24 protein-coding genes are annotated in these 25,456 nt (G+C 60.5%); 6 read left to right on the top strand and 18 right to left on the bottom strand.

Annotated features, from left to right (window positions below):
• Window positions 1–9 precede the first annotated feature (9 nt).
• From JJQ51_RS13285 to JJQ51_RS13220, 14 genes are all read right to left on the bottom strand, one after another.
• Entirely contained in the window at window positions 10–798 is a 789-nt protein-coding gene (locus tag JJQ51_RS13285; RefSeq protein ID WP_269244805.1) for an SDR family NAD(P)-dependent oxidoreductase, read from the bottom strand.
• A 164-nt stretch (window positions 799–962) separates the two neighbouring features.
• A complete protein-coding gene (hpaI, locus tag JJQ51_RS13280) occupies window positions 963–1,769 on the bottom strand; it encodes a 4-hydroxy-2-oxoheptanedioate aldolase (RefSeq protein ID WP_113329784.1) in 807 nt (268 codons plus the stop codon).
• A gap of 11 nt (window positions 1,770–1,780) precedes the next feature.
• Window positions 1,781–2,584, bottom strand: coding sequence for a 2-oxo-hept-4-ene-1,7-dioate hydratase (gene hpaH, locus JJQ51_RS13275; RefSeq protein WP_113329287.1), 804 nt, complete (start codon window positions 2,582–2,584; stop codon window positions 1,781–1,783).
• Window positions 2,584–3,456 carry a fumarylacetoacetate hydrolase family protein gene (locus JJQ51_RS13270; protein WP_269244804.1) on the bottom strand — a complete coding sequence of 291 codons (873 nt, stop codon included), beginning with the start codon at window positions 3,454–3,456 and terminating at the stop codon, window positions 2,584–2,586. Before JJQ51_RS13270 ends, hpaH begins: the two co-directional genes overlap by 1 nt.
• Before the next feature lie 23 nt (window positions 3,457–3,479).
• Window positions 3,480–4,934: an NADP-dependent succinate-semialdehyde dehydrogenase gene (gene gabD, locus JJQ51_RS13265; RefSeq protein ID WP_269244803.1), complete on the bottom strand. Its 1,455-nt coding sequence runs from the start codon at window positions 4,932–4,934 to the stop codon at window positions 3,480–3,482.
• 69 nt (window positions 4,935–5,003) lie between these two features.
• Complete coding sequence (gene hpaD / locus JJQ51_RS13260) at window positions 5,004–5,984, bottom strand: 3,4-dihydroxyphenylacetate 2,3-dioxygenase (protein WP_145319700.1); 981 nt, start codon at window positions 5,982–5,984, stop codon at window positions 5,004–5,006.
• A 39-nt stretch (window positions 5,985–6,023) separates the two neighbouring features.
• Window positions 6,024–7,541, bottom strand: a complete 1,518-nt coding sequence (gene hpaE / locus JJQ51_RS13255) for a 5-carboxymethyl-2-hydroxymuconate semialdehyde dehydrogenase (RefSeq protein ID WP_269244802.1) — start codon at window positions 7,539–7,541, stop codon at window positions 6,024–6,026.
• Between the two features lie 41 nt (window positions 7,542–7,582).
• Window positions 7,583–7,969, bottom strand: a complete 387-nt coding sequence (locus JJQ51_RS13250; protein WP_269244801.1) for a 5-carboxymethyl-2-hydroxymuconate Delta-isomerase — start codon at window positions 7,967–7,969, stop codon at window positions 7,583–7,585.
• 54 nt (window positions 7,970–8,023) lie between these two features.
• Window positions 8,024–9,043, bottom strand: a complete 1,020-nt coding sequence (locus JJQ51_RS13245; protein WP_152092975.1) for a homoserine kinase — start codon at window positions 9,041–9,043, stop codon at window positions 8,024–8,026.
• Between the two features lie 6 nt (window positions 9,044–9,049).
• Entirely contained in the window at window positions 9,050–10,333 is a 1,284-nt protein-coding gene (locus tag JJQ51_RS13240; protein WP_269244800.1) for an aspartate aminotransferase family protein, read from the bottom strand.
• A gap of 2 nt (window positions 10,334–10,335) precedes the next feature.
• The gene (locus JJQ51_RS13235) at window positions 10,336–11,691 is read right to left on the bottom strand and encodes an aspartate aminotransferase family protein (protein ID WP_269244799.1); all 1,356 of its coding nucleotides are present in this window, start codon (window positions 11,689–11,691) and stop codon (window positions 10,336–10,338) included.
• 17 nt (window positions 11,692–11,708) lie between these two features.
• On the bottom strand, window positions 11,709–12,359 hold the full coding sequence (locus JJQ51_RS13230; RefSeq protein ID WP_269244798.1) for an HAD-IA family hydrolase: 651 nt from the start codon (window positions 12,357–12,359) through the stop codon (window positions 11,709–11,711).
• A complete protein-coding gene (locus JJQ51_RS13225; protein WP_269244797.1) occupies window positions 12,356–13,609 on the bottom strand; it encodes a Tm-1-like ATP-binding domain-containing protein in 1,254 nt (417 codons plus the stop codon). The genes JJQ51_RS13230 and JJQ51_RS13225 overlap by 4 nt, the downstream gene beginning before the upstream one ends.
• Window positions 13,609–14,394, bottom strand: coding sequence for an IclR family transcriptional regulator (locus tag JJQ51_RS13220; RefSeq protein WP_269244796.1), 786 nt, complete (start codon window positions 14,392–14,394; stop codon window positions 13,609–13,611). The genes JJQ51_RS13225 and JJQ51_RS13220 overlap by 1 nt, the downstream gene beginning before the upstream one ends.
• A 317-nt stretch (window positions 14,395–14,711) precedes the next feature.
• Here JJQ51_RS13220 and JJQ51_RS13215 point away from each other — a divergent pair, with 317 nt between their 5' ends.
• Window positions 14,712–16,166 (top strand): APC family permease, encoded by a 1,455-nt coding sequence (locus tag JJQ51_RS13215; RefSeq protein ID WP_269244795.1) that lies wholly within the window; start codon window positions 14,712–14,714, stop codon window positions 16,164–16,166.
• Between the two features lie 52 nt (window positions 16,167–16,218).
• Complete coding sequence (locus JJQ51_RS13210) at window positions 16,219–17,697, top strand: aldehyde dehydrogenase (protein ID WP_113350910.1); 1,479 nt, start codon at window positions 16,219–16,221, stop codon at window positions 17,695–17,697.
• An 87-nt stretch (window positions 17,698–17,784) separates the two neighbouring features.
• Here the strand turns inward: JJQ51_RS13210 and JJQ51_RS13205 are convergent, their stop codons facing one another.
• Window positions 17,785–18,297: a flavin reductase gene (locus tag JJQ51_RS13205; RefSeq protein ID WP_015342805.1), complete on the bottom strand. Its 513-nt coding sequence runs from the start codon at window positions 18,295–18,297 to the stop codon at window positions 17,785–17,787.
• A gap of 10 nt (window positions 18,298–18,307) precedes the next feature.
• Complete coding sequence (locus JJQ51_RS13200) at window positions 18,308–19,870, bottom strand: 4-hydroxyphenylacetate 3-hydroxylase N-terminal domain-containing protein (protein ID WP_113329273.1); 1,563 nt, start codon at window positions 19,868–19,870, stop codon at window positions 18,308–18,310.
• Between the two features lie 95 nt (window positions 19,871–19,965).
• Between JJQ51_RS13200 and JJQ51_RS13195 the strand changes: the two genes are divergently transcribed.
• Window positions 19,966–20,859: a helix-turn-helix domain-containing protein gene (locus JJQ51_RS13195; RefSeq protein WP_113329272.1), complete on the top strand. Its 894-nt coding sequence runs from the start codon at window positions 19,966–19,968 to the stop codon at window positions 20,857–20,859.
• Between the two features lie 38 nt (window positions 20,860–20,897).
• Here JJQ51_RS13195 and JJQ51_RS13190 read toward each other — a convergent pair whose 3' ends face one another.
• Entirely contained in the window at window positions 20,898–21,725 is an 828-nt protein-coding gene (locus JJQ51_RS13190) for a helix-turn-helix domain-containing protein (protein ID WP_113389520.1), read from the bottom strand.
• A gap of 97 nt (window positions 21,726–21,822) precedes the next feature.
• Here JJQ51_RS13190 and JJQ51_RS13185 point away from each other — a divergent pair, with 97 nt between their 5' ends.
• Window positions 21,823–22,752 carry a phytanoyl-CoA dioxygenase family protein gene (locus JJQ51_RS13185; RefSeq protein ID WP_113350912.1) on the top strand — a complete coding sequence of 310 codons (930 nt, stop codon included), beginning with the start codon at window positions 21,823–21,825 and terminating at the stop codon, window positions 22,750–22,752.
• Window positions 22,753–22,792: 40 nt separating this feature from the next.
• On the opposite strand, the gene JJQ51_RS13180 is transcribed toward JJQ51_RS13185, so the two are convergent.
• A complete protein-coding gene (locus JJQ51_RS13180) occupies window positions 22,793–23,587 on the bottom strand; it encodes a putative nucleotide-diphospho-sugar transferase (RefSeq protein WP_113350913.1) in 795 nt (264 codons plus the stop codon).
• A 145-nt stretch (window positions 23,588–23,732) separates the two neighbouring features.
• On the opposite strand from JJQ51_RS13180, the gene JJQ51_RS13175 reads away from it, so the two are divergent.
• Both JJQ51_RS13175 and sfnG read left to right on the top strand, forming a co-directional pair.
• Window positions 23,733–23,900 (top strand): hypothetical protein, encoded by a 168-nt coding sequence (locus JJQ51_RS13175; protein WP_173002466.1) that lies wholly within the window; start codon window positions 23,733–23,735, stop codon window positions 23,898–23,900.
• Window positions 23,901–24,204: 304 nt separating this feature from the next.
• Window positions 24,205–25,308 (top strand): dimethylsulfone monooxygenase SfnG, encoded by a 1,104-nt coding sequence (gene sfnG, locus JJQ51_RS13170; protein WP_113350914.1) that lies wholly within the window; start codon window positions 24,205–24,207, stop codon window positions 25,306–25,308.
• The last annotated feature ends 148 nt before the right edge of the window (window positions 25,309–25,456 follow it).

Genomic DNA, 25,456 nt, shown 5'->3' with positions numbered 1-25,456 from the left:
TTCCTCCCTTTATTCTACAAAAGCCAGCGTCGGCAGGTCGACGGTGCCGGCGCCGCCGTCGACGGTGAGCACCGCGCCGTTGATCATCGATGCCTCGCCGGATGCCAGGAAGCAGACGGCATTGGCGACATCCTCTGCGGTTGCCGGCCGGCCGAGCGGCACGTCCTTGGTGACGAGCGCGTAGGCCTCCTCGATGCCGTTCAGCTTGTATTTCTTGACGATGAATTCCATCTGCTCATCGGCCATGGCGGTCGTGACCCAGCCGGGGCAGACGGTATTGGTGCGCACGCCCTTGCGGCCGTAGTCGCGCGCCAGCGATTTCGCGAGGCCGATGCAACCATGTTTCATGGTGACGTAGCCCGCCGCATCCGGCCCGGCAAAGAGTCCGGCAATCGAGGCGAGGACGACGATGTTGCCTTGGTTCCTGATGAGATGCGGCAGGGATTCGCGGGCGCTGACGAAGGCGGTGTTGAGGTTGAGACGAACGGCGAGATCCCAGGTCTCGTCCGACATGCTGACCGTCGGCCCGACGCCATGGCCGCCGGCATTGGCAATCAGGATATCGAGGCCGCCGTGGGTTGCGACGACCTTCTCGACGGCAGCCTTCATCGCGGCGCCGTCGGCGGCATCGGCCGCGACGATGGTAGCGCCGATTTCATCGGCAACACTTCTCAGCGGCTCGGGACGGCGCCCCACGAGTGCGACATTGCCGCCTTCCTGCCTAATACGGCGGGCGACGGCCGCGCCAATGCCCGTGCCGCCGCCGGTGATCAGGGCAGTCTTGTTCTTGAAACGCATGTTTCCTCCTCTTGGCTTTCGGGTTCATCATGACCGATGCTCGCGGAGGCGTCGCGTCCAGCTGTGCAGTCCGTTTTGACTGAGCGTGCACAAGGCTTTCCCCATGCCGAAATTTGCGCGATGAGGCGCAAGGTCTCGCGACGCAGGGAGGGTGGCGTCGGCGCTCAATAGACCTTGACGTCTTGAGACGGCTTGGCGGCATCCGCCTTCTTGAAATCGTCAAGGAGCTTGATTGTGGCATTGGCAAGCAGGGTGACGTCGTTGCCGATCGCGACGAAAGTGGCACCAAGTTCGAGATAGCGTTTGGCCAGCGAAAGATCGCCGATCAGGATGCCGGCGGCCTTGCCATGCGACTGGATTTTTGTGAGCGCTTTTTCGACTTCTGCCTGAACTTCAGGGGCACCCGGCTTGCCGAGATAGCCCATGTCGGCTGCGAGATCGGATGGTCCAATGAAGACGCCATCGACGCCTACCGTCGAGGCGATGTCGTCGAGCGCCGCAAGCCCGGCGCGACTTTCCACTTGCAGCAGCAGGCAGATCTCGTCATTGGCCGTCGCAAGGTAATCCGGAATGCGGTTGAAGGCGGAGGCGCGGGTAAGGGCTGCGCCGACGCCGCGCACGCCATGCGGCGGGTATCTAACAGCCTTGACCATGGCCTCGGCCATTTCCTTGCTGTCGACCATCGGGATCAGCAAAGTCTGTGCGCCTATATCGAGCATCTGCTTGATGATCCAGGTCTCGCCGATTGGCGGGCGGATCACAGCATGGCTCGCCGTGCCCTTCATCGCCTGGAGTTGCGAGACGAGAAGCGGCACATCGTTCGGGGCATGCTCCGCATCCAGCAGCAGCCAGTCGTAGCCGGCGCCGGCGCAGATTTCGACCGTGTAGGCATTGGCGAGCGCCTGCCAGAGGCCAATCTGCGCCCGCCCTTCCTTCAGGGCCTGTTTGAAGAGGTTTTTCGGCGCAGGCATGGCTCGCTCCTTCATGCAAAGAACAGGCTAACCGATCCGTAGGGACCGAAATCGGCATTGATCGTATCGCCATGCCGCGCCTCGATCGGGCGGATGAACGAGCCGGCAAGCACGATCTGGCCGGCTTCGATGCCATCGCCATATTGCGACAGTCGATTGGCAAGCCAGGCGATGCCACGTGCGGGCTGGTTGAGCACGCCGGCGCCAAGCCCGGTTTCTTCCACTTCGGCATTGCGGCTGACGATCGCACCCATCCAGCGCATGTCGATCTCATCAGGCCGCACGGCGCGGCCGCCTGTGACGATGCCGGCATTGGCGGCATTGTCGGAGATGGTGTCGACGATTGTGCGCGCCCTTTTCGTATCGGGATCGACGCGAAGGATGCGCGTGTCGAGGATCTCAAGAGCCGGCGTCACATAGTCGGTGGCATTCAGCACATCGAAGATCGAAACATTCGGGCCTTTGAGCGGCGCCTTCATGACAAAGGCGATCTCGGCCTCGATGCGCGGCTGGATAAAGCGGTCGGCCGGCACGGTGGCGCCATCTTCGAACACCATGTCGTCGAAGAGTACGCCGGAATCCGGGATGTTGATGTTTAGGGCATATTGCATTGCCTTCGACGTCAGCCCGATCTTCCAGCCGATCGGCTCGCGGCCGCGCGCAATCTTCTTTTTGACCCAGGCGCCCTGAACGGCATAGGAATCGTCCATCGTCATCTGGGGATGCTTGAGGGAGAGGAGTCCGGTCTGGACGCGCGTCCGCTCCGCTTGATCGAGGCTTTCGGCCGCAGCCTGGATTTCATCTTGCGACAGCATCAGCGCACCTCGTCGGCAATGGTATTTTTCAGGATACCGAGGCCATCGGCTTCGACTTCGACGACATCGCCCGGCTTTAGCCAGATCGGCGGATCGAAGCGGGCGCCGGCGCCTGTCGGCGTGCCCGTGACGATGACGTCGCCGGGGACGAGCGTAGTGAAAGTGGAGATGTAGTTGATGATCTTGCGGAAGGAGAAGATCATTCGGCTGGTGCGGTCGCTCTGGCGCACTTCGCCATTGACGCGGGTCGTGAGCGCTATGTCTTCAATCTGGGCCGCATCCGTGAAGGGGATCAGCCACGGGCCGATCGAGCCGGTATTGTCGAAGTTCTTGCCCTGGGTGACATTGAACTTCGCATGCCGCACCCAGTCGCGGATCGTGCCCTCATTGCAAAGCGAAAGAGCGGCAATATGCGAGAAGGCATCGGCCTCGGCAATGCGGCGACCGCCTTTGCCGATGACGATGACGACCTCGCCTTCATAATCGAGCTGCGGGCTTTCCGGCGGGCGGATCAGGGGTTGATCGTGCCCGGTGAAAGACCGCGGAAAGCGGATGAAAAGCGAGGGATTGGGGGGAGCTGCCTGCCCATCCTTGTACTCCTCATTGCGATCGGGGAAATTGACCCCGACGCAAATGATCTTTTCCGGTGACGGAATGGGAATTTCGAAGCGAATGTCGTCGAGCGCGAAATCCGGCTTTAACGTCTTGGCTTCCTCGGCGAGTTGAACGAGGCGACCGACCTCGATCACTTCGCGCAGCGTCGGCCATGTCGCGCCATGGCGAGCCGAGAGGTCGACGACACCGCCGTCGACCGCGAGCCCGTAGCGATGACGGCCGTTTCTCGAAAAAGACAGGAATCTGGGATGGGTCATGCTTTCATGGCCTTCTCTTGACCTCAGATGACGCCGCCGAGGCAGACATATTTGATTTCGGTGAATTCCTCGATTCCGTAGCGTGAACCCTCACGGCCGAGGCCGGAAAGCTTGATGCCGCCGAACGGCGCTTCGGCTGTCGAGATCAAGCCGGTATTGACGCCAACCATGCCATACTCCAGGGCTTCGGCGACGCGGAAGACGCGAGCGAGATCCTTGGCATAGAAATAGGAGGCAAGGCCGAACTCGGTGTCGTTGGCCTGTGCAATGACATCGGCCTCATCCTTGAAGCGGAAGAGGGGAGCCACGGGACCGAAGGTTTCTTCCCTGGCTACGGCCATGGCAGGCGTGACGTCGGCAAGTACCGTCGCCTCATAAAAGCGTCCACCGAGCTGGTGGCGATGGCCGCCGGCAACGACGCGGCCGCCCTTGGAAAGCGCATCGGCGACATGCTCTTCGACTTTGGCAAGGGCCGCCTCGTCGATCAGCGGGCCGAGATTGATGCCTTCATCGAAGCCGTTACCAGTCTTCAGCGAGCCGACCGCCTTCGAGAGTTTTTCGGCAAAGGCATCATAAACGCCGTCCTGCACGTAGAGACGGTTGGCGCAGACGCAAGTCTGGCCATTGTTGCGGAATTTGGCGATCATCGCGCCTTCGACGGCGGCATCGAGATCGGCATCGTCAAATACGATGAAGGGTGCATTGCCGCCGAGCTCCAGCCCGAGTTTTTTGATGGTCGGCGCGCTCTGCTTGTAGAGCTCGGCGCCGACTTCCGTCGAGCCGGTGAAGGTGAGCTTACGCACGACCGGGCTTGCGGTCATCTCGCCGCCGATGGCGCGGGCCGAGCCTGTGAGAACACTGAATAGGCCCTTGGGCAGGCCGGCGCGCTCGGCAAGAATGGCGATTGCAATGGCCGAGAATGGCGTCTGCGAGGCAGGCTTCAGCACCATGGCGCAGCCGGCGGCAAAGGCAGGGCCGGCCTTGCGGGTAATCATGGCGTTTGGAAAGTTCCAGGGGGTGATGGCCGCGACGACGCCGATCGGCTGCTTCATGACCAGAATGCGCTTGTCCTTCTGGTGCCCGGGAATGATGTCGCCATAGACGCGGCGGGCTTCCTCGGCAAACCATTCGATGAAGCTGGCGCCGTAGGCGATTTCGCCCTTGGCTTCAGGCAGGGGCTTGCCCTGTTCGGCCGTCAGAATGCGTCCGAGGTCATCCTGGTTTTCCATCATCAGCTCAAACCAGCGCCTGAGGATGCCGGAGCGCTCCTTGGCGGTGCGGGCGGCCCATTCCTTCTGCGCGGCTTCGGCTGCGGCAATCGCCTTTTTGGTCTCGGCCGCGCCCAGATTGGGAACGAGGCCGATGATCTCGCCCGTTGCGGGGTTGTCGACCTTGATCGCGTTGGAGGGATCGGCCTCGATCCACTCGCAGCCGACCAATGCGGCCTGCCGGAACAATGTTGCGTCTTTCAAATTCATGACGGACTCCTCGCACTTTCGAACGTTGATGAGGAACGGGCGTTTTTCACCCGCTCTCAATGGTAACGCTTAAGGCGCGATAATCGGCTGCGCCTTCAGATCAGGCTCGGCCACTTCCGCACCGGCAAACAGGCTACCATGTTCGAACCAGGATTTGGGAGCGGGGGCGCCCCACAATGTCTGGCGCTGCGGATCCTTGAGGTCCCACTTGATCGGTTCCAGATCGGGATCGACCGTCTGATAGTCCGAGCAATAGATTTCGATGCGGTGGCCATCGGGATCGAGAATATAGAGGAAGAAGGCGTTGGAGATGCCGTGGCGGCCCGGCCCGCGCTCGATATTGGCGACCCAGCCGGTCGTCGCCATCAGATCGAGCAGGTCGATGATGTTAAGCGGCGTCGGCACCCAGAAGGCGGTGTGATGCAGGCGCGGACCGCGGCCGTTGGTGAAGGCAATGTCATGGACGCCGCCCTTGCGATGCGTCCAGGCGGCCCAAAGGCGGCCTGTTTCCGCATCCTCGGTATATTCGGTCACGCGGAAACCGAGCTCATTATAGAAGGCGACGCTTTCATCGACATTGGTCGAGAAACAGTTGAAGTGGTCGATACGCAGCGGCTTCACGCCCTTGTAGAGGGCGTATTTTTGATGGATCGGCGGCAGGCGGTCCATCTTCGAATAGAATTCGAGCGGGATGCCGTGCGGGTCACGGGTGCGGAAGGTGCGCGCCTGATAGGGGCGCTCGATCCATTCGACCGGCAGGTCCTTGCCCTTGAAGAAATGCGCCGCCTTGTCGAGATCCTCGTCGCTGAAGACCTTGAAGCCGAGATCGCGGGCTTCGGCCTTGTCGGATTTCTTCAGCACGATGCAGTGGTGGCCGCGTTCCTCCATCGCCCTGAGATAGATCGTATCGGCCGTTTCATCCGTCACCTGCAGACCGAGCGTGTCGACATAGAAGGCGCGGGATTTGGCAAGATCGGTAACGCCGAATTCGACATGGCTGAGACGCACGATGTTGAAAGGCGGATAGAGATTGGGTTTCGGCAGGGGCATTTGTTCCTCCTCTTATGCGTACTTATAGATATTGGCGGCTCAGCCGCCGAGTTTCTGGATGGCGTGCGGCTTGGTGGCGAAGGCGATGTTCTTGGTTTCCATGTAGAAATCGAAGGACCAGTCGCCGCCGTCGCGGCCGATGCCGGAGCTTTTGACCCCGCCGAAGGGTGTGGGCAGGTGACGCACATTTTCCGAGTTCACCCAGATCATGCCGGCTTCGAGGTGATCGGTGAAGCGGAAGGCGCGGGTGACGTCCGAGGTCCAGAGATAACCGGTCAGGCCGTATTGGACCTCATTAGCCAGCGCCAGCGCATCGGCTTCGTCCTTGAAGGGAATGGCGGTCAGAACCGGCCCGAAGATTTCTTCCTGAGCGATGCGCATCTGGTTGTTGGCGCCAGTGAAGAGCGTGGGCGAGACATAGCAACCGCCGCCGGGGCCGTTGACTTTCTCGCCGCCAGCGGCGAGCGTCGCGCCTTCCGAACGGCCGATCTGAATATATTCCAGCACCTTCTTTTCATGCACGGGATGGACGAGCGGGCCGACGACGGTTTCCGGATCAAGGGGATGTCCGACCTTGATGCGCTTGGCCTTCTCAGCGACGATCGCGGTGAACTTGTCGTAGACGCTTTCCTCCACCAGCAGGCGCGAGGACGACGTGCAGCGCTCGCCATTCAAAGAATAGATCATGAAGACGGCAGCGTCGGCTGCGCGTTCCAGATCGGCATCGGCAAAGACGATGACAGGGTTCTTGCCGCCGAGCTCGAAATGCACACGCTTCAGCGTGTCGGCGCCCTGCTTCATGATCATCGAGCCGGTGCGGCTTTCGCCGACGAAGCCGATCGCCTTGATCAGCGGGTGTTCGGTCAATGCGCGACCGGCATCCTCGCCGAGACCGTTGACGAGATTCCATACACCCTTCGGCAGGCCGGCCTCCTCGGCGATCTCCACTAGAAGGCGCGCAGTGAGTGGCGAGAATTCGGCCGGCTTGTGGACGATGGTGCATCCGGCGGCAAGCGCCGGCGCGATCTTCCAGGTCGACAGCATGAAGGGCGTGTTCCAGGGCGTGATAATGCCGACCGGGCCGATCGGCACGCGTGTCGTCAGGTTCACCTGACCTTCCGCACGCAACGTCTTGCCGTCGCGGGCTTCCGGGGCGCGATCGGCGAAGAAGCGGAAGTTTTCCGCACCGCGTAGAGCGGCCTTCGCCATGAATTTCAGGGATTGTCCGGTATCCATGCACTCGACGAAGGCGATTTCTTCGGCGCGCGCGACGATCGCATCGGCGATCTTATGCAGGAGCTTCTTGCGGGCTTCACCAGGCATCGCGGCCCACTCTGCGAAGGCAGCCTTTGCGGCCTTTGCAGCGCGATCGATATCGGCTGCCTTGCCGCGGGCCACGGTAGCGAGCGGCTTCAGATCCACAGGCGAAATCGTTTCGAAAGTGGAACCGTCATCGGCCGAGACATCCTCGCCATTGATGCGGTTGAGAATGCCGCGATCCTTGAAACGGGCGAGAAAGCCTTCCGCCTTTGCGATGTTTTCCTGCAGTTTGGACATCGTCTATTCCTTTGGTGTTATGTCGTCCCACGAAGGGAATGTCACTTGCCGCGAAGCCGCGGATGAATGGCGTTCTTCTTCCAGCTGAGCTCCGCATCGATCTCGCGGATCTCAAGCGAAAGGGCGAAATGCGGCGTCTCGAAAAGCGGGCCGAGAACGTCGATCGCTGCGGCGAAGATTGCCTCGCCGGTGCGTTTCTTTTCTTCCTGCGTGCGGCCCTTGCCAATGCGGAAGTTCAAGTCGATGAAGGCGTTTTCGGGCAGCTTGTCGGCGATGGCGTAGTGCTCGGCGCGAAAGGCGCGCACGCGCGCAGCCCCGACCTCGAAAAGTCCGGTCTCCAGCACCGTCTTCAGCAGTCGCTCGCAGAGCGCACCGATATCGGTGCGACCCTCCAGATTGGCCGAATATTCGATGGCGAGATGTGGCATTGAGTCCTCCCGAGACCGTAATTACTTAACACGTTAATAAATATCTCGCAGATGTCAAGCGGCAAAGTCGAGCTCTCTTGCCATCTTCAGGCTTTCATTGACGTAACGCGACAGACGCTCGACACTGCCCGGAATTTCCGGACGTCCCGCGAGCCATCCAATATATGTAAGGCTCCTCAGCACCATGAATAGGGGCAGGGCCGCCAGCGCCGCGTCGGAGAGGGATCGCCGGCTGCGATAACCTGCTATCAGCGCTTGCTCGATTGCAGGATAGGCGGGCTCTCTGCGGTTCTTGAGTAGGGTGGTGGCAAGATCGAACAGGCGGAAACCATGTCCCGCATCGTCGAAATCGATGAAGGCGACATCGCCGTCGGCTCCCGTCAGAAAGATGTTTTCCCGCACCAGATCGGCATGGATCAGCCCGTAATCGAAGTCTTGAGCTTCTGCATCTCCAAGGGTGCGGCGTAGTTCGTCGCGTAATGCCGAGAGCGCAGTGGTGCTCTCGGACGAAAGGCCCCGGCAATCCCAGAAGCGACCCCATAACGGCTTTTCGCCGACCAAACCCTCGACGTTCCATGCTGGGCGGCGAAAACGCTCCGGAGGCTCCCAAGCATCGGCAAGTTCGTGCATGGTCGCCATGCTCTGTCCGACGCGAAAGAAGATGTCGGCCTGCATCTCGGCCGAATGCGACAGCGGCACGCCACTTTGGCCAAGTGGCACGCCGTCGATCCAGCTCACCACGTCGGCATGCTGTTCGGCAAAATGCCTGTTGGCTGGCAGTCGGACGAGGCTCTGCTTTCTGCTTGTCGCAACGGGACTCGGCACATCAAGGCCGCCGAGCTTGAGCGCCGCCATGAAGTGCAGTTCCGAGCGCAGGCTCGTCTCGTCATGGTAGCCCGGCCGATGGAGCCGCAGTGCGGCGAACTGACCATCCTCCAGCGTGATGCGGAAGACGGCATTCTCTCGATATTTCATCAGGAGAGGTTCATGGGCCTGCACTGGCCAATGGTCGAGGGCCTCCAGCGCACGTCTCTGCAGGGCATCGCGGATGGCCTGAGGCAATTGATCAGCCATATTGCCTCACAGGCCGGATAGGACATCGTCGAAGATCGACAACATGTAGTCGGCATTGCTCCGGGTAAACGGCATGGGCGGTCGGATCTTCGTGGCGCATTGGTGAATGCCGATCTTGCCCATCAGCACGCCGCGTTCGCGCATGGCGTTGATGATCCGGGTTGCCTCAGCGGTAGCCGGCTCCTTCGTCTGCCTGTCCAGCACAAACTCAGTGCCCATGAAGAGGCCACTGCCGCGCACGTCGCCGATGATCGAGTGCTTCTCGGCCAGCCGCTTGAACGCGTCGCGCGTATATTCGCCGACATTGCGGGCATTCTCGATAAGGTTCTCATCCTCGATGACATCGAGAACCGCCATGGCTGCCGCGCAGGAGACCGGATTGCCGCCGAAGGTGTTGAAATAGCGGAATGCTTTGCGAAAAGTGTTGATCGTATCGACATTGGCAATGACGCCGCCGACCGGATGGCCGTTGGCCATCGGCTTGCCGAGCGTGACGATATCGGGAACGATGCCAGCGTGCTGGTGACCCCACATATGCGTGCCGGTCCGGCCGAAACCGGGCTGTACCTCGTCGGTAATCACGAGGCCGCCCGCCTTGCGCACGGCGGCAACCGTTTTGTCGAGAAAACCCGGCGGCAGATCGGGAAAGCCTTCATTGGCGAAGAACGGATCGATGATGATGGCCGAAAAGCCGTGCGGGCTCTCCTGAAGCGAGGCAATCGCTTTCTCCACTTCGGCCGCAAAGGTCATAGCAAAGGCCTCTCCGCCTTCGCCGCCGAGCGGGCGATAGCTGTCCGGCGCCGGCACGTGGCGCACATGGCCGCCGAAGCCGCCAACCGGCGGCATGCGGGTCGACAGCTGCGACACGGCGGCCGTGTTGCCGTGATAGGTGTGGTTGGTGGCGATAACGCCGGTTTTGCCGGTCATGGCCTGTGCCACGCGCAGCGCCACGTCATTGGCTTCGCTGCCCGTGCAGGTCAGGATCGCCGCGTTGAGGCTCTTATCGAAGGTTGCCGTCAGCCGCTCGACATAATCAAGTATGCCTTCGTGCAGGTAGCGCGTATGCGTGTTCAGCGTCGAGGCCTGCCGCGCGATCGCTTCCACCACGCGCGGGTGGCAATGGCCGACATGCGGCACATTGTTGTAGCAATCTAGATACTTGCGGCCATCGGCGTCCCAGAGCCAGACGCCTTCGCCGCGCACCAGATGCACGGGGTCGTCGTAAAAGAGCGACATGTTCCGGCCGAGAAGCCGTTCCCGACGCGCGATGAGGGCTGCAGTGTCGGACATGATCAGCCCTTCGCCGCGGTGAGACCTGCGTCGAGCGCGGTCAGGATGGTCTGGACATTCTCCGCCGTCACGATGAGCGGCGGCGACATGATGACATTGGTGCCCGAGGTGCGGACCAAGACGCCGGCGTCATAGGTCGCGTCCTGTACCTTTTGCACGACATCCTTGGCAGCACCGCTCTTCTTTGCGCGGTCGCTGACGAGTTCGAGGGCGCACATCAAACCCTTGCCGCGCACATCGCCGATCAATTCATGCTTGTTCTGCAACGCCTTGAGGCCGGCGAGTAGCTCTTCGCCGCGGGCGGCGGCATTGGCGGCGACGTTGAGCCGCTTGGTTTCCTTCAAGGTCGCAAGGGCTGCGGCGGCACCGACCGGATGGCCGGAATAGGTGTAACCATGGCCGATGCTGCCGACAGCGCCCTTGTTGCTTTCGAAGACCTGCGCCACCTTGTCGGAGATCATCACCGCACCGAAGGGGAAGTAGCCGTTGGTGATCGCTTTGGCCGTCGACATCATATCCGGCTGCACGCCCCAGAGACGCGATCCGGTCCAGGTGCCGGTGCGGCCGAAGGCGGTGATCACTTCGTCGGCGATCAGCAGGATGCCGTGCCGATCGCAGATCTCGCGCATCAGCGGCAGGAAGGTCTCGTGCGGAACGATGACGCCGCCGGCGCCGAGCACCGGTTCGACGATCAGGGCCGCAATGGTGTCGGCACCCTGGAAGGCAATTTCATCCTCGAAGAGCCTGCCGATTGCAGCCGCAATCTCCGCACCATCGGTGGTGTTGAAGGGATTGCGGTAGGTGAAGGGTGCCGGCAGGTGGAAGACGCCTGGAAGCAGCGGCTCGTAGTTGCGGCGGAAGTTCTGGTTGCCGTTGACCGAGGCGCCGCCGAAATGCGTGCCGTGATAGCCCTTCTTCAGCGCGACGAACTTGGTGCGCTCGGGCTGACCATTGACCTTGTGGTACTGGCGCGCCAGCCGCAGGCAGGTCTCGACCGAATCCGAGCCGCCTGAGGTAAAGAAGGAACGGCTGAGGCCGTCCGGCTTGAACCATTCGGCAAGCTCGTAGGACAGTTCGATCAGGGGTGAGTTCGTCGTGCCGCGGAAGGTCGAATAATAAGGCAGTTCGTCGAGCTGGTCGCGGATCGCCTTCTTCACCGGCTCGCAGGAGTAGCCGAGATTGACATTCCAGAGGCCCCCGACCGCGTCGAGCACTTTCCTGCCCTGGATATCGACGATCTCGACGCCTTCGCCTGAGTTGATGATGCGCGGCGGATTGGCCTGCATCTCAGCGGGGTGAGCCATCGGATGCCACAGGTGACGGGCGTTGTTTTCGATGATGAAATTGGTCTCACGCATGTCAAATTCCTCTTGGTTCAGAGCCCCAGCATCGCAAGTGCGCGGGCATAGCTTTCGGCAGGGCGGGTCACGTCGAAATGCACGTGAGGCAAGCTCACGGCTTCGGCGCCCTCGATGTTCTTCTTCTGGTCGTCGACGAAGACGCAGGCCTCGCGCGGGAGGTTGAGCTCGGCAAGGACGAGCTCGTAGGCGCGGGGATCGGGTTTCAGGATCTTCGTGTAGGTGGCATCGACGATGACGTCGAAAAGCTCGATCAGCGGAAAGCGCTGACGGAATTCGACGCCATAGAAAAGGTCGAGTTCGTTCGACAGAATTGCCAGCTTGAGGCCGGCCTCCTTGGTGCGCAGGATGGCGTCGCGGGCTTCTGGCCGCAGGACCAGCTCCGGCTCGGCGCCGCGCGCCCGGCGCACGAAGGTCTGCATGTCCGTCCAGTTTTCGCCGACCAGCTTGCCAACTTCCTTCGTGCGCTTCAGCCAATAGTCGCGTTCGGTGATCTCGCGGTTCTGCATTTCGACCCAAAGCGGGTCCGTCGTCGTGTCGAACGGGCCGAGCCAGGTTAGCGATCCCTTGGGAAGGCCGAGCGTGCGCTCGGTGATGTCATGGGTTTCGAACAGGGTGCGGGTAACGACGCCGCCAAAGTCGAGGATAAGCGCGCGGTCTTGGCTCATGGCCGCCCCTCCGGAATGACGCCTTCGGCAACCCATCGATCGAAGATGGCAAGGGCAGCGGTCGAGAAGGCCGGCGCGTTGATATGCGCATCGACCTCCTGCAGCGTAACGCTGGGCGGAACGGCTCGGCGCATTTCGTCGAGGAAGGCGTCGAGGCCCTCTGGATCATGCAAGGGTTCATCCGGCTTGTCCCATTCCTGCAAGCCTTCAGTCGGCAGGAGGAAGGCGACATTCGCTTCGGCGCGCCGCAGTTTTTCTCCGATCACACGGGCTACCGCACGCCGCCCTTCCGGCGATGTCGTTACCGACCCGATCAGCCGGTTATGGGCGTGATACGGGCGATCCACAAAGATCTCTGGCAGGGCTTGCCATGCCTGAAGATCGACCATGTCGATCGCGCCGGGTGCGACGATCTGCGGAATGCCGGCGCGACCGGCGTTTTCGAGACGGTCGGGCCCAGAGGTGACGACGCTGCTATAATGATGATTGCTGACTTCCTGGATGCAGAAGTCGAAGACGGCGGCAAAGCCACCCTTCGAGGCGATCGCTTCATAGGCCCGTCCGCCCATGCCGGTCGAATGGAATACGGCGACGTCGTAGCCGCGCTTTTCCAGCTCGGGCCGCAGATATTTCATATATTTCAGGCAGGAGGAGCCAAGGGAGGTCATGCCGACGAGGGGACGTTCGCGATCGGGTTTGGTGCCGTGCTTTGCAGCGCCGACGACCGCGCCGCAGGCCTGGGAGAGAACCGACTGGCAGATGCTGTTGAGACCATAGAGACCGCCAGCCCACAGGATCATCATAAGATCGGGCGCGATGCGTTCGGGCGGTATGAGGTGGGAGTAGGCGATGGTCGAAACCACGAATTTCGGCACGCCGAGCGGCAGGACGGCAGCGACATCGAGCGCCAGATCCGTGCCCATGGAGCCGCCGAGCACGATAATGCCGTCGACCAGTCCATCGTCGTAGAGGCGGAGGGTCAGGGCCGATGCGCCCTTCGCCATAACCGCCATGGCGCTGTTTTCGTCGCCGCTTTCGGTAATGGCTTCGATTGTCGTTGCGGCAGCCTTCGCAATGTCATGTTTGGAATAATCGGGGCTGTACGGTGGATCGCCGAGAATGCTCACATCCATCATGACCGGCTGGCCACCGGCTTGCTTGATGACGGACGCCATGAATTGCAGTTCGTCGCATTTGGTGTCACCGGTTCCGATGACGAGTATCCGTGGTGAGGGAGCCTCCGGGCTCATCAATCCGTCCTCCTGAGTTTCGCAATGGTTCCCGTGGGTCTTTCCGACCCGTAGTATTTTTCTGAGATCGTGCTGGCCGTGGCGGCGGCCTGCGCGCCGAATTCCTGGATGGTAGCCTTCGTGGTGCGAGAGAGCGGGGCGGCGATTGCCACGCAACCGATTGGGCGGCCGCTCGGCGTGCGCACCGGTGCCGCCGTGCTGATGACGCCGGCCTCGAGACCTTGGTCAATGACGGAAAAGCCCCGTGCAGCGGTTTCATCGAGCATTTTATGCAGCAATTGGGGGTCGGTGACGGTGTGGTCGGTAAATTTTTCCAGCGGCTTTTTAAGCGCTTCGTCGATTTCCACGGGTGGGCAGAAGGCCAGAAAGGCGAGGCCTGATGCCGTCGCATGAAAGGGAAGGAGGCTTCCGACATCGACGATGATGCGGTGGGCGCGCGGTGAGTCTTCAACATGAATGGTAGAAAGCTGCCCGCCCGAAAATTCGGACAGATGCACGGTCTCGGTCGAGGATTCGGCAAGTGTCCTGATGAAGGGGATTGCGACCCGCAGGAAGGGAAAGCGCGCTTCCCGGATACGGGCGAGGCGAACCGGTGCCGAGCCGATGCGGTAGCGGCGCGTCTCTGGATCCTGCTCGACGAAGCCGTGTTTTTTCAGCTCTACGAGAAAGCGTCGTGCCGTCGCCTTGTCCAGCGCGCACAGGCGGGCGATGTCGGTCAGACCCGCCTCCTTGTCCAGCCGTGACAGGGTATCCAGCAATGCCAGCGCCTTTCCGATCGTGCTCATTATTCCTCCTCTTGGGTTGGTCTGGGTCTGATTCTAGGCGTCCAGCCGGGGCTTCCCGTCAAATCAGCCTGCTGACCCTGCGCCACGGCACGATAGCAGCGACCCAAGATACTTAACATGCGAAATAACTTGACAGAGGCCGGCAATGTTTGCAAGTCTGTATTTGAAGCTGTGGTTCAAATAATGAACCATAAGCGCTGACGGCGGTAAGATCAACAAAACATGGGCCCCGATCGTCAGTCCGGTTTTTGGTGGAGGTCGCACGCGTGCAATCGCGGCGATGATCGGATGTTCTTAAACAAGGGGAACGAACGCAGATGAACACGCAAAATTCGCAAGGTGCGGCTGACAACCAGCTGCGCAAGAACAGTCTCGGCGTCGGTGCCGTGACCTTCCTCGTGGTGTCGGCTGCCGCACCGCTGACGGCGGTGGCCGGCGGCGTGCCGCTTTCGATGATGCTCGGCAACGGGCCAGGCATTCCGCTGACCTTTCTGCTGGTGACGGGTATTCTGCTGCTGTTTGCGGTCGGCTATGTCGCCATGGCGCGTCACATTCGCAATGCCGGCGCCTTCTATGCCTATACGGCCCAGGGCCTTGGCGGCTTGATGGGCGGTGCCGCTGCACTGATCGCGATCCTCGCCTATAATGCCATGCAGGTCGGGGTTCTCGGGCTTTTCGGTGCGGCGACCAAAGGCTTCTTTGCCGAGCAGCTCGGTCTCGATCTTCCCTGGTGGGTCTGGAGCTTCATCGGCATCGCCTTCGTCGCCGTCTTCGGCTATCGCCGTGTGGATCTGTCGGCGAAAGTGCTGACGGTGCTCGTTATTCTCGAATATCTCGTCGTGCTCGTCATCGATGCTGCGATCTTCATCAAGGGTGGCGATGCCGGTTTGACGGCCGCGCCGTTCACGCCGACCGCCTTCTGGAGCGGAACGCCGGCCGTGGGTCTCCTATTCTGCTTTGCCGCCTTCATCGGCTTCGAAGCGACCACTATCTACAGCGAAGAAGCTCGCGAACCGGAAAAGACCGTGCCGCGCGCGACCTATATTTCCGTTCTCATCATCGGCCTCTTCTATATGCTGACGTCCTGGCTGATGGTGACCGGCGCTGGTGTCGACAAGCTCGTCCCGACCCTGCAGGGTCTTGCCGATCCCACGACGTTCCTCTTCGGCCTCGCCGAACGCTATGTCGGCCACTGGATCACCGTTGTCATGAGCGTGCTCTTCATCACCAGCCTGTTTGCCGGCATTCTCGCCTTTCACAACGGCGTTGCCCGCTACATGTATGTTGCCGGCCGCGAAGGCTTGCTGCCGAAATCGGTCGGCGTCACGCATCCAGTCTTCCAGAGCCCGCATATCGGCTCGATCATCCAGACCGTTATTGCCGTGCTCGTCGTCGCGCTCTTTGCGGTGACGGGTCAGGATCCGGTGCTGGCGCTCTTCTCCTGGCTCACCAATGTCGCGACGCTGGCGATCATCCTGCTGATGGCGTTTACAGCCTTCTCGATCGTGGTGTTCTTCAGCCGCAATCCGGGACTTGAGCGCAATATGCTCGCGATCAAGGTGCTGCCCATCTTGACGGGTCTGATCCTTTTGGCGCTCGTCTATTATATCTCGGCGAATTTCGGGGCGATTGCCGGCGCCAATGGTGTGCTGGCCGTGGTCTTGCCGGCGCTCGTGCTGATCGCAGGGATCATTGGCTTCATCGCGGCTGCTCGCCTGAAGTCGTCGGATGCGGCCGGCTATGCCCGCCTCGGCGCCGGCCAGGAAGCTTGAGTTCCAATCGCGGTGGCGGAGGACCCCGCCACCCTCTTTGTGAGAGAATGAGATGCAGGACAAGATCGACCAGCTCCGGACATTATCCGTTTCGCCGCAGGCATTGTTCATCGCAGGTGCCTGGCGCCAGCCGATCAGCGGAGCCGCCATGGACGTCATTTCGCCGATCGATGGAACAAAGCTGACCACGATTGCTGACGCCGGCACGGAGGATGTCGATCTCGCGGTCAAGGCCGCGCGGCAGGCGTTCGAAAAGGGCAGCTGGTCGAAGGCGGCACCGGCCGAACGCAAGAAAGTGCTGCTGAAGATTGCCGAACTGATTGAGAAGAACGCGCTCGAGCTCGCCGTCCTCGGCGTGCGCGACAACGGCACTGAAATCTCGATGGCGCTGAAGGCCGAGCCCGGCAGCGCCGCAGGCACGTTCCGTTACTATGCCGAGGCGATCGACAAGGTTTATGGGGAGATCGCGCCGACGGCGGAGAATATTCTCGGTCTGGTCCACCGCGAAGCCATCGGTGTCGTTGCCGCTATCGTACCGTGGAATTTTCCGATGATGATCGGCGCCTGGAAGATCGCACCGGCGCTCGCCGCAGGCAATTCCGTCGTGCTGAAGCCGGCCGAGGGCGCGTCGCTGACGCTGCTCAGGCTCGCCGAAATTTGCGCCGAAGCGGGATTGCCCGAAGGCGTGCTCAACGTCGTGACTGGCCGAGGTGCGGTCTGCGGCGAGGCGCTGGGGCTGCACATGGAGGTCGATGTGCTTGCCTTCACCGGTTCCGGCCCTGTCGGGCGGCGGCTCCTGGAATATTCGGCGCGTTCTAACCTGAAGCGCGTCTATCTGGAGCTTGGCGGCAAGTCGCCGAACATCGTCTTTGCCGATGCGCCCGATCTCGATCATGCGGCCAAGGTTTCCGCCTATGGCATCTTCCGCAATTCCGGCCAGGTCTGTGTCGCCGGCTCCCGGTTGCTTGTGGAGAAGTCGATTCATGAAGCCTTCTCCGAGAAGGTGGCTCGCATCGCCGAAAGCATGAAAGCCGGCGATCCCCTGCAGCTGACGACGGAGGCAGGGGCGATTTCCAGCGAGATCCAGCTGAAGAAGGATCTTGGCTACGTCTCGCAGGCGCTGTCGGAGGGTGCATCGTTGCGCACTGGTGGTTCGCGTATTCTCGAGGAGACGGGCGGTTATTACATGCGGCCGACCGTATTCGACGTGAAGCCGTCGATGACCCTGGCGCGGGAAGAGGTCTTCGGGCCGATCCTGTCGATCATTCCCTTTGAAGGTGAAGCAGAGGCCCTGCGGATCGCCAATGCCACGGAATATGGCCTTGCCTCGGCCGTCTGGACATCGAACCTGTCGCAGGCTCATCGAATGGTCCGGGGCATCCGCGCCGGCGTGGTGCATGTCAATACCTATGGCGGTGCCGATAACAGCGTACCACTTGGTGGCGTCAAACAATCCGGCAATGGCCACGACAAATCGCTGCATGCGCTCGACAAGTATGTCGATCTGAAGACGGCCTGGATTCAGCTCTGACAGATTGTTTTATTACGCAAGAAGGGGTGCCGCGTTATCGCCGGCCCCCTTTTTTGCTCCCACGATCGATAGCTGTTCCTGCGGCACCTAGCCGCCGAAGCTCCCCGTCTGGGTCGGCACATGCACATAGTTGCGGTCGAAATAGAGCAGCGCATGCCCATCCTTGCGGCTGCGGATATCCATCACTTCGCCGATAAAGATATGGTGCGTGCCGACCAAGCGCGCTTCCGTCAGCCGGCAATCGAAGGAGACGATGGCATCGGAAAGCGCCTGGCTGCCAGAGCGGAAGTTGATCCATTCCGCGGCGGCGTAGCGCTCTTCCATGTCGGCGCGTTGGCCGGCGAAATAACCGGCCAGTTCCTTGTGCTCCTGCGTCAGAACATTGACGCAGAAGCGGCGATTATCGAGGAAGAGGCTAGTTTGCGCCGAGCGGCTGTTCATGCAGACCAGCAGCGTCGGCGGTTCGTCGGTGACGCTGCACATGGCGGTGGCGGTAAAGCCGCCGCGGCCGGCGGGGCCGTTGGTGGTGATGACATTCACCGGTGCGCAAACCCTGGCCATGGCGTTGCGAAATTCTGTTTTCGAGAGTTGCTCCTCCATGGCAACGTCCTCACTCGGCGGCGTTGCGGACGGGGGAGGTGTCACCCAAAGGCGGCAACCACGTATCTCCGGTCCAGCCATTCTCGTCGTAATCGCTCATGCACTGATCGACGAGCGCTTCCATTTCCTTCAGCCGGCCGCCGCGCTCGGCACCCTTCAGCACCTGCAGGCGGACTTCCTCCGGCGCGCCGGCATAGTTGAGCTCGTAAAGGGCATGGCGTCCGCCGAACTCGGTGCCGGTGGCGTCCCACAGCAGCTTCATGATCTTGATGCGCTCGATATGACCCATGTCGTTGGAACCGCGTACATATTGCGCGAGGTAGCGGTCGATCTCCGGATTACCGAAATCCTTGGCCGAGGAAGGCAGATAGATCAGCCCGGACGCGATGACTTTGCGGACCGTTTCGATGACGCGGGGATAGGCCTCTGACATGAAGGTGCGGTAGGAGAGGGCCGCTTCCATGTTTGGCAGCACCGCGCCATTCGCCCAGGGCTGCGGATTGTAGGCCATGGCATTAGAGAAGGACCAGAACATGTGGCGAAGTGCGATGACCTCGCCAAGTGCCGCCTGATTGCCGCGGAAGGCATCGCCGCCGGTCGCGCGCAGCGCCTTAGCCAGCAATCCGGCGATGAAATCGAGCTTCACGGCGAAACGCGTGCAGCCCTGGAAGCAATAGCCATGCATGAAGCCCGAAGCGGGGTGGAAGGAGAGGATCTTTGCCGCGTCGCGCAGCACAAGCACATCCTCCCAGGGCACGAAGACATTGTCGAGCACCAGAATGGCGTCGTTCTCATCGAAGCGTGACGACAGCGGATAGTCGAAGGGATGTCCCACAGTATTGGCGGTCTGCTCATAGGAGACGCGGCAGAACATCTTAATGCCAGGCGCATTCATCGGAACGATGAACATGACAGAGAGCGACGGGTCTTCCGTGACCGTCGCCGAACTCTGGGCGAGGAAATTATAGTGGGTCAGTGCGGAGGATGTCGCCACCACCTTGGCACCGGAGACATAGATGCCAGCATCGGTCTCCTTGGTAATGTGGACGAAGACATCCTTGACGGCATCGGCGGGCTTGTGGCGGTCGATCGGCGGATTGACGATCGCATGGTTCATGAAGAGCACGGATTCCTGCGCGCGCTTATGCCAGGAAAGCGCATTGTCCTTGAACGGGCCGTACCAGTCGGCATTAGCGCCGAGTGTATTCATAAGGGCCGCCTTGTAATCTGCGGTGCGGCCCATCCAGCCATAGGACATGCGCGCCCAATCGGCGATGGCGCCCTGCTGTGCCACAAGCTCGGCGGAAGATTTCGCCACTCGGAAGTATTTGTGGGTATAGCCGCCCGATCCCGTATCCGTCGGCGAGGTCAGACGTTCCTTAGTCTTTTCGTCATGCAGCGCGTCGTACATGCGGGCGAGTGAGCGGACGGAGTTGCGCATGGCGGGATGCGCAGTCACATCAGCGATGCGCTCGCCATTGATATAGACTTCGCGGCCATCGCGCAGGCTTTCCAGATATTCGGCGCCGGTAAACGGACGGGTCTTGTCGCTGCGGTGATCTTCAGCTCGCATCTCGTATTCCTCCCTTGAGATCATGATCAATGCTACGTCCGAACCCTCGGCGCGACCATGGACAAAGGGGGCAATTCGCTGGTACTTTTTCCGGCATGTCGCAGAAGAACGAAATCCCGAATTTCTTTGTCTATGGCGTGCCGAGCCGGGCGCTTGACGTCGGATTTCTGCACGTGGAAACGGTCATGGACCGCAAAACGCTGCATTTTGGGCATGTCGCGTCTCATAAACACCCGTTGATGGGGCAGATCACCTATTGGTACAAGGGCGACGGTCGCTACCGGATCGAGGATCGGACTTGGAATTTTTCCGCTCCGACGATCAGCTTCGTGCCGAGTAACATCATTCATGGATTCGATGTCGACGATCAGTCCGATGCCATCGTCGTCTCGATATCGGACGATACTTTAAAGGCTTTGGTACCTCAGGTGGATCTAAGCCTTGACGTGCCGACCTTTCTGACGGCACGGCCGGGCGATCCTTCCTGGCAAAAGATCGACACGCTGCTGCAAATGGTCAGCGCCGAATATCGCGAGCGCGGCGGCCAAAGCGAAAAAGTCATGCTGGGGCTGATCGGCGTCGTGCTGTCGCTGATGAACCGGCTTGGCGGCAGCGCGGCGCTGCCTTCAGCTTCACCGACCGTGACGCTTGCCTTGGCGCTACGCAGCGCCATAGACCGCCATTACAAGAGCGATTGGCCGGTCGGCACCTATGTCGACCTGCTCGCCACGACGCCGCATCTGCTCGATAAGGCGGCGCGCGAGGTGTTCGGGCACAGTGTCAAGGAGATGCTTTTGGACCGGCGGCTGCTGGAAGCCAAGCGTCTGCTGATGTTCACCATCCGCTCCGTCGAGGATATTGGTCGTGAAGTAGGCTTTGAAGATCCCGCCTATTTCTCACGCTTTTTTCGCAAGCGGGTGGGGGAGGCACCGGCGGCCTGGCGGCGCCGGAATTTGGAGCGAGCGCCGTCGGGGAATGATGCGGCTTGACAAGGGCCGTTGCGACGTGTTCGGCCTATCTTGATCGATCAGCTTCTCCGGTAGCGGGCGCGAAAATCGCGCGGCGTGCAGTTTTCGCGCTCATGGAACAGCCGGGAGAAGTAGAACGGATCATCGAATCCGACTTTTGAGGCGATGATCTCGATCTTGTCATCCGTCATCGTCAGCAACTCCTTTGCACGGTCCATGCGCACGCGAAGCTGAAACCCCTTCGGCGGCAACCCGACTTCCGCCGAAATTTTTCGGCGCAGCGTGGCGGGCGACATGCCGCATTCAGCTGCAAAAGCCGCCATGTCGAGAGCTTCTGTTGCTCTTTGGCGAAGAGCCTCGATGATCTCGCCGATATCCGAGCCTTGCCGAGGAGAGGGAGCGATCTGGCTCGCCTGCCGTGCAGCCAGAATGACGATCTGATGAAGAGCGGATGAAGCAGCTGCTCTTGATAGGTTGGTGTCTTCGATAAGGTCGTCGTGGATGGAGCCGAAGAGACGCTGCACATTATCGAGATTACGAAGGGTGGTAAGCGGATTCTGCTCGCTGATGAGGCGCAGTCGCAGGAAGTCGCGCACGAGAGAGCCTTCGAAAAGCGCCCATCGCTCACTCCAGCCTTGCGCATCGGGACCATAAGAGTGCTGGCGGTTCGGGAAGAGCCAAAAGAGCGCCGGGCCTTTCACGCTTCTGCGGCCGCCGGCATCCGTTTCGAGAAAGCCTTGGCCGCTTTCGACGAGCACCACCGCATAGCTCGGCAGCTTCCGTGCTTTAACGGCATGCATGGCATGCTGCCTGCCGCTGCCGGTGACGGCCAGTCCTCCGGTGGAGGCAAGTGGCGAGCGGTAGATGGCATGTGTTGTCGATGTCATGGTGAGCGAAAAGTCCAGTATCACTTTCGTCCATGTAGTGAAGCATCGCTGGCTGCTAGATTCAATGGGCAATCAAATCAAACCGTAGGCGAGTGAAATGTCGATTCCCATGCAGAGCGTCCTTTCCGACAAAAGTGCACTTAACCTTGTTGCCAATGGAAAGGTTCTCTCCACCGCGCCCCATCGGCTCGGTTATCTCACCCCGACCGATCCGTGCATCGGTGTTGAGGCAATCCGCACGCTCTACGAGGAGAACGGCTATGTGTGGCTCAAGGGATTTCTGCCGCGCAAGGACGTGATCGATTTTCGCGGCTGGGTCTTCAGTCACATGGCGAAGACGGGGCTGGTCGAGAAGGGAACGGATCCGAGGGATGGGATATCGTCCGCTTCGGCGCCGGAAGGCAGAGAGGTCGATCGTTGCCTGATGTCGCTCGTGCGCTCGGTCGCCTATGAGGGCTTCTGCGCGCAGCCGCGTCTTTCGCGCTTCATGGATGCATTCCTCTCGGGCATCTCCTATCTGCATAAGCGCAAGATCATGCGCCATGTGCGGCCGGGAACGGCGACGGCGACGCCGGCGCATTATGATCTGGTCTATCTTCGGGGCGGCACCAGCCGGATCGTCACGGCATGGATACCGATCGGCGATATCCCGGTTGAAATGGGCGGACTGACCTATCTGGAGGGATCGCACGCAATCGGCCTAGAGATGGAGCGGGAGTTTGGCGAAAAGAACAGGGACCTCAGCCCCGAAGAGCGTGTCAGCGCGTTCAACCGCAATATGACGGAGGGTGGCTGGGTTTCGAAAGATCTGCCTGGCATGGCTGAGCGCTTCGACACGCGCTGGCTGGTCGCCGATTATGAGGCGGGCGACGTCATGCTCCATTCACCGTTCATGATCCACGCCGCCACCACCAATCAGGACGGCCAGCGCAGACTGCGCCTTTCCACCGATATTCGCTATCAGAATGTCGAGGATGAGATCGATGCGCGATGGAACAATCATTGGACGCTGGGCGACATGCTGTGATTCAGGTTTGATCGTGTGGCAGGCTCGTTCGAAGCGTGCCCTAATTGTCACCGTTTAGGACGCGCTCGATTTCCTCGACACGATCGCGACGGCGCTTCAGCCGTTTGCCGATGCGGCCAAACCAGCGTTTGCGCTTGGTCGCCTCGCGGCTTGCCTGGAGCTGTTCGATGAAGACCTCGCTGACGGCACCATTCTCGACCCGATCGAATATCCAGCAGAATGACGCAGGCAGTCTGGCTACACGGAATTGGGGCTTCGCGCTCGCTGCGTCCTCGGCGATGATTTCCTCCAGAACCACCTGATCCCACACGTCAGGCTTGGCAAGACATCCTTCCCGCCAGCGCTCGATGAGCTCCGCCGCGCCGGGCGTGTCGTTGATGAGAATCGTCGCGCTGATAAGACGGGCATCGAACTCATAGTAGACTGCAATATCGCATTCGAGTTTACGAAGCTCTTGCCAGGGATTGCGGTGGAAGACTGCATCGACGTCGACATAAAGAATAGGCCCGCGCAGCCTCGCCCTTTCCTGCAGAAGGAAGCCGGGTTTCAGCCCGGCATTCAGTACCCAGCTGCCGGCGCTGGGCACTGCCGTTGCATGTACCTTCAGCCCGATCCGCTCCGCCGAATGGGCCATACGCTCCTTTTCCTGTTCGTAAAAACTGCCTTCGGTAAAAAACGCCACAATCGGGCCGTCGGCGCTGGTTGCCGCGGATTTGCGTTCGGCCAGATCCTGTTCTGCCGGGAAGGGGACGATCAATGCACGCTGCTGCGGGCTCCAGGGGCGAATTTTATTGAGGATATTCAAGAAGGCACCTTCGGGATGTGTGAGCTTCAATCGACTATCCGCCACCCCGAAGCGTAGCGGACAAGATTGAGAGTTTGGATGAATGGAGCATTTAATCTGGCCGATGGCGGAAACGTCACATCGTTGGCGTTCGTACAGGATTGGCAAACCATTTGATCTTCGCTAATCGATTGTCATGTCCGATAATGTCATCAAGTTTGAACGCCGTCCGAAGCCGAAACCGCCGAGACAAACGCCTCCCTGGCTCAAGCGTTTGCTGGCGATTTTGGCCATCATTGCATTTTTCGTAGCAGCCTTTGCTTATTTCACGCTGAAGAACGGCGGAGCCGGCCCAACATTCTGACAGCTCGAGACCTATGCGATCTCGGGTCGATTGTCCGATCAGGTATGGGGACGGCGGCGCTTTGATTTGCGCGCTTTGCGGCTGCATTATGGCCTTCGACGGCCGTTCCACCTTTGGGCCCCAAGCTTCCTTGTCACGTCATCGTCCCCATCGGGCGAGGTTCGCAACGCAGCTTTTTCGCAAAACAGCTGAAACTTGGGATAGGTTTGTTCGATAATCTAGAGAATCTATAGAATGTAATCGCAATGGGTTGGAATCTTCATCCTTGTACTCGGCAGAGGACAATTCAAACCGGGAGATATCAATGAGCGATGCGAACAGAGACGCTTTGAAATTCGCCTATTGGGTGCCGAATGTGTCGGGCGGGTTGGTCATCTCGAACATCGAGCAGCGCACGAGCTGGACGATCGACTACAACAGAAAGCTTGCGCAGATCGCCGAGGCGAGTGGTTTCGACTATGCGCTGAGCCAGATACGCTTCACGGCGGGCTACGGCGCGGAGTTTCAGCATGAATCCGTTTCCTTCAGCCATGCCCTGCTGGAATCGACGACGAAATTGAAAGTCATTGCGGCAATCCTGCCCGGGCCATGGACGCCGGCGCTGGCAGCGAAGCAGATCGCCACCATCAACCACCTGACCAACGGCCGCGTCGCCGTCAATATCGTCAGCGGCTGGTTTCGCGGCGAGTTCGCGGCCATCGGCGAGCACTGGCTCGATCATGACGAGCGCTACCGCCGCTCGGAGGAGTTCATCCGGGCGCTGCGCGGCATCTGGACCGAAGACAGCTTCACTTTCCGTGGCGATTTCTATCGGTTTACCGATTATTCGCTGAAGCCGAAGCCGATCGATCCGCAGCCGGAAATTTTCCAGGGTGGCTCGTCGCGTGCGGCCCGCGACATGGCCTCGCGCGTATCCGACTGGTATTTCACCAATGGCAACACGCCCGAGGAGATTGCCAAGCAGGTGGACGATATCCAATCCAAGGCAAAAGCGAACGGCCATCATGTGCGCATCGGCGTCAACGCCTTCGCGATCGTGCGCGAGACGGAAGAGGAGGCCAAGGCGGTTCTTGCCGAGATTGTCGAGAAAGCCAATCCCGATGCCGTCAAGGCCTTCGGGCACGAGGTGAAGAATGCCGGCAAGGCTTCACCGGAAGGCGAGGGCAATTGGGCGAAATCCAGCTTCGAAGATCTGGTGCAGTATAATGACGGTTTCCGCTCTAACCTGATCGGCACGCCGCAGCAGGTTGCCGAGCGCATTATCGCTCTGAAGCAGGCGGGTGCCGATCTGATCCTTCTCGGCTTCCTGCATTTCCAGGAGGAGGTCGAATATTTCGGCAAGCACGTCATTCCGCTGGTGCGTGCGCTTGAGGAAACTCGGGATGCTGTTGCTGTGGCTGCGGAGTAAGCGCTTTCCCCACGTAACACCGCTTTGATCTCCTGCGCTTTTCAAAGCTGGCGCCCCATATTTCGGCGAACCGCGGCAGCGATATGCAAACGACCTCCCTCACCGGCAAGATTTTCCTTTGCCGGCGAGCGGGATCTTTTCCCAGATA

Source organism: Rhizobium sp. AG207R (assembly GCF_027109195.1).
In the GTDB taxonomy this organism is placed as follows: Bacteria; Pseudomonadota; Alphaproteobacteria; order Rhizobiales; family Rhizobiaceae; genus Rhizobium; species Rhizobium dioscoreae.
This window is presented reverse-complemented; position numbering and strand designations above follow the sequence as displayed.